Annotated in this window: 4 protein-coding genes and 1 pseudogene; 4 read left to right on the plus strand and 1 reads right to left on the minus strand. The window is 32.0% G+C overall.

What is annotated here, in order from left to right; translation table 11 throughout:
* The first annotated feature begins 283 nt into the window (after positions 1–283).
* The 4 genes from ACFFGL_RS12560 (at position 284) to ACFFGL_RS12575 (ending at position 3,656) form a co-directional block, all read left to right on the plus strand.
* Positions 284–985: a hypothetical protein gene (locus ACFFGL_RS12560; protein ID WP_309730837.1), complete on the plus strand. Its 702-nt coding sequence runs from the start codon at positions 284–286 to the stop codon at positions 983–985.
* Between the two features lie 61 nt (positions 986–1,046).
* On the plus strand, positions 1,047–1,631 hold the full coding sequence (locus ACFFGL_RS12565; protein WP_309730840.1) for a hypothetical protein: 585 nt from the start codon (positions 1,047–1,049) through the stop codon (positions 1,629–1,631).
* Between the two features lie 157 nt (positions 1,632–1,788).
* Positions 1,789–2,193 (plus strand): DUF4365 domain-containing protein, encoded by a 405-nt coding sequence (locus ACFFGL_RS12570; RefSeq protein WP_309730842.1) that lies wholly within the window; start codon positions 1,789–1,791, stop codon positions 2,191–2,193.
* Between the two features lie 629 nt (positions 2,194–2,822).
* The gene (locus ACFFGL_RS12575; RefSeq protein ID WP_309730844.1) at positions 2,823–3,656 is read left to right on the plus strand and encodes a DUF5694 domain-containing protein; all 834 of its coding nucleotides are present in this window, start codon (positions 2,823–2,825) and stop codon (positions 3,654–3,656) included.
* Positions 3,657–3,784: 128 nt separating this feature from the next.
* Here the strand turns inward: ACFFGL_RS12575 and ACFFGL_RS12580 are convergent.
* A pseudogene (locus ACFFGL_RS12580) lies at positions 3,785–3,979 on the minus strand (IS110 family transposase); the annotation flags it as partial.

Here is a 3,979-nt window from a genome sequence, read left to right on the forward strand (position 1 = left end):
AAAGTTTCTTTATATTTATCCATAAGAACTGATTTTATGAAAGAACATACTACCTTGATCACAACAACTTGAAAACGAGGTCTGACCTCACAGAACTGAACGTGATTGAAGTAGTTAAAGAGAGGGGATCATCAATGTTGCCGAAGTCTAACGCTTCAACGTATATCATAACCTTAATCCTCTCTTTGTTCTTTCTGATTTATAATCTAAATTTAATGAAAATCAAACTTAAGATATACAAACACGTTGGGCACAAGCTAAAAAAACGACACCAAGAAACTAAATGACGACAGAAAAACGATATGAGATTTTAAATGGACTTCCACCGTATGGACTGATGTACATTCCAATTTCGAGTGACCAAGAAACATTTTACTCAGAAGGATATGTCGTGAAATTCAAGAAATCAGACGAAGAAGAATGGGTCGCTAATTTCCGACCAGGCTGGATTGACTATAACAACATCTTCGACTTTCCAGAACACAATATGATTGTCGTTTTCGCAGGTGGACAAGGGTACATAATGAATCCTGACGAACAAAAACCCAAAATGACTTTTGGACTTACAATTAAAGATGTCATCCAGAAAGAAGATGGAAGTCTAATTTGCTCAGACGACATCCACATTTTGGTACTTGACAATAAGACAGGTGAAATATGGAAAAGCGACCGAATTTCTTGGGACGGAATTAAAGACTTGAAGCTCGTTGAAAACAAAGTAAGTGGACAAACTTATGATCCGACAAATTCCAACAAACCTTGGTCTGACTTTGAAATAGACCTTGAAACGAGGGAAATAAAAGGCGGTTCATTTCAAGAATTCCTCGACAACAACAAACATCTTGAAGTCCAAGATAATGGAATGCTAAGAGAAAAGAATGAAAAAAGCCAGTGCACAACAAAGCCTATAAGCAAGCGGGCGGACAGTACTAAACGAAACGATAATACTTTTAAAAAACTATGGTCTCGGCTGACAGGTAAGTAGCTTTTAAAGCCCGCCTGCTCATAGCCAAACCGTTGTGAGCAAGCTGAAAAAACAATCGTAATTGAATTCAAACTTTGAAATTTTAAAAGGACTTCCACCATACGGAAAAATGTATGTGCCAATTCCAGAAGGAAATTGGTCAGAAGGTCTGCCTGTAGAATTCACAAAAGATGACGGAACAAAATGGGTTGCGAATATTGAGTACGGAAAAGAAGGATTTGACTATATCAAAGAATTAAAACATCCGACTGAAATTCTTATAATTTCAAATGGACAATGCTTTATCATTGACAGAAACCAAGAAAAAAGCATTGTTGAATTTGGATTTGACTTTAAAAAAGTAATCGAATTTGAGAATAAGTATTGTCTGATTGGAAATCGGAATATTGCAATAATCGAGAATTCAAATAATTATAAGTTTCACGAATATGTTTGTCGAGATATCATAGACAATGTCAAAATTGACAACGGAATATTAAGCGGAATTTTTAATGAATATAACGCTTGGGACAAGTATGACAAAACGGAATTCTTTATTGACCTTGACTCATTTGAATTGACCAAAGCGAAGAAAGTCTTTAAACCAAAAAAAGTAACTGAAATAAAAACAACGGAATCAAAAAAGTGGTGGGAAATATGGAAATAAAGCCAGCTCACAACAACGGCTATAGTTCATTGCGGCGGAATTTCCTCTCGGAAATTCCCGCGTGTTTGCTAACTTTGGTTTACGGCGGAATAGTTCTGTCGAACCATTCCGCAACGAAACCATAGCCAAACACGTTAGGCACAATTAAAGAAAACCTATGAGCGAAAGGTATTCACCAACAGAAAGAATTGGAGTAAATCACGTGGAATCCATCTTTTTGAAAAAATTTAAATGGATTTTTAGAGAGCAACCTATTTTGGATATGGGAATTGATGCTCAAGTTGAATATGTAAATGGAAATGGTCCTACTGGAAAATTAATTGGACTTCAAATTAAAACTGGATTAAGTCATTTCCACGAGAAGAAAGAGTCTTTTACTTTCTATCTAAATGATACACATTATAAATATTGGATAAATCATTCATTACCTGTCATTATTGTTGGACACATTCCCGAATATGAAATGACAATCTGGGAATTTATTGAAAAAAAAATGTTGAAAAAACCAATAAAGGATGGAAGATTGAAATATCAAAAGAAAACCAACTTGACGGAGAATTAAGTGTTTATCAAGTTTCTGATATTATTGAATCTAAAACTGTAAATGCGAAAATAAACAAACTGTTCTTTGACAAAGATTTAATGAAACACATACAAGATGAAGGGAAAATCAATATATATATACAGAGGAATGGCATAATAAAAGTTTAGGAAGAGGTCCTTTCAAAGTAATTTTAATTGACAAAAATGGAAACGAAAATTATGTTCGTGAATGGGATTCGTTCTATACTTATAAACTTGAAGAACTAATTCAAAAGTATTTTCCTTGGGCAGATTTCGGAATCGATTATGAATTCTACGAAGAAAATTTTTGTGATTCTGTATTCGAAATCTATTCACAAGGCTGGTTAGATACACATAAAATTTATCCGTATAAAGTATTATCTGGAGAAGTTGGCGAGTATAGAATTAATCTTGAATTAAATAAAATTGGAAAAGCATTTTTAGAATTGGAGGAATATTTAGAATAGAAATAACTGTGCCCAACACTGTATATAATTTATTGCTTGGTTCTCGCCTACTTACGAAAATCCTCGCGGATTTTCTATTCGGTTTTTATTTGCTAAATTACGTGCTAAACCACGCAACAAACCATATACAAACACGTTGGCTGTAATTTAAAACAAAAAAATGAGTAAAAAAATAATTCTAATTTTAACAATATTTTTTTCATCAATTTCCCTATTTGCACAAGAAAAAACAGAAGTTTTATTTTTAGCGACATATCATTTAGGAGGTACAACATCTGATAATGTCAAAATCACAGATGACAACATACTTAGTGATAAAAAACAAAAGCAGATAGATATGCTATTAAAAAAAATAGAAAAATTTAAACCTCAAAAAATATATGTTGAAAACGAACCAAATAGACAACAGAAATGGGACAGCATTTTAAAATCATATAACAACGGTAATAAAATAGAACTCGAAACTGAATTATTTCAAATTGCTATCAAATTAGCGAGTAGATTGAAATTAAACGAAATTACCTGTGTTGATTGGCACGTTCATACAACCAATACCTTTTCTGCAAAAAAATACAATGATTTAGTAAAGGATATGATTGATTATGAAAATGAAAACATAGTTGAGGAAGAGCCAGAATCTGATTATTCGAATGAAGCTTTAAAAGATATAATTAGCTTTAATAAAAAAATTCCAAGTTTAGAATTCATAGATGTCTATAGAACTTTAAATTCAGAAAAATATCTTGATAAAATTTTTTACACCAATCTGACTTCATTTTTAGATGTAGATAAATATGATGTTAATGTATTTTGGAGTCAAAAAAATATGACCCGTAATGTACATATTTATCAAAATATTATTCGAGATATTATAAAAGATAAACCGACAAAAGTTATGATTCTATTTGGTGCAGCGCATATTAAAGCATTAAAAAATTATTTTGAAGCACATCCTAAAATTAAAATAGCAGATACCGAAAAATATTTGAAATAAAAACTACAGCTAACAAAGAATTGAGGTAAAAAGCAACTCTTTTCTCGATTAATTTTAATGCATATTCATCTTGTACTAAAATTTTTATTTTTTAACCTTAGTACTTCATTCTTTTCCCTATTTTAAAACTATCTGTTAATTAAAACAGATACGTAGTTTTCATCATAAGGCAACCCTGATTTAGCTATCGCAAAGGCCTGCTTTAACAGCTTATTGGCTACTGCGATCAAAGCCAGCTTTTTGCTCTTACCCTTAGCTACAATACGCTGGTAAATCTCTCTACAGCCTTTGTTGTATTTACACGCATTGAACGCACATACAAA

The organism is Mesonia maritima (assembly GCF_042433895.1).
Lineage (GTDB): Bacteria > Bacteroidota > Bacteroidia > Flavobacteriales > Flavobacteriaceae > Mesonia > Mesonia maritima.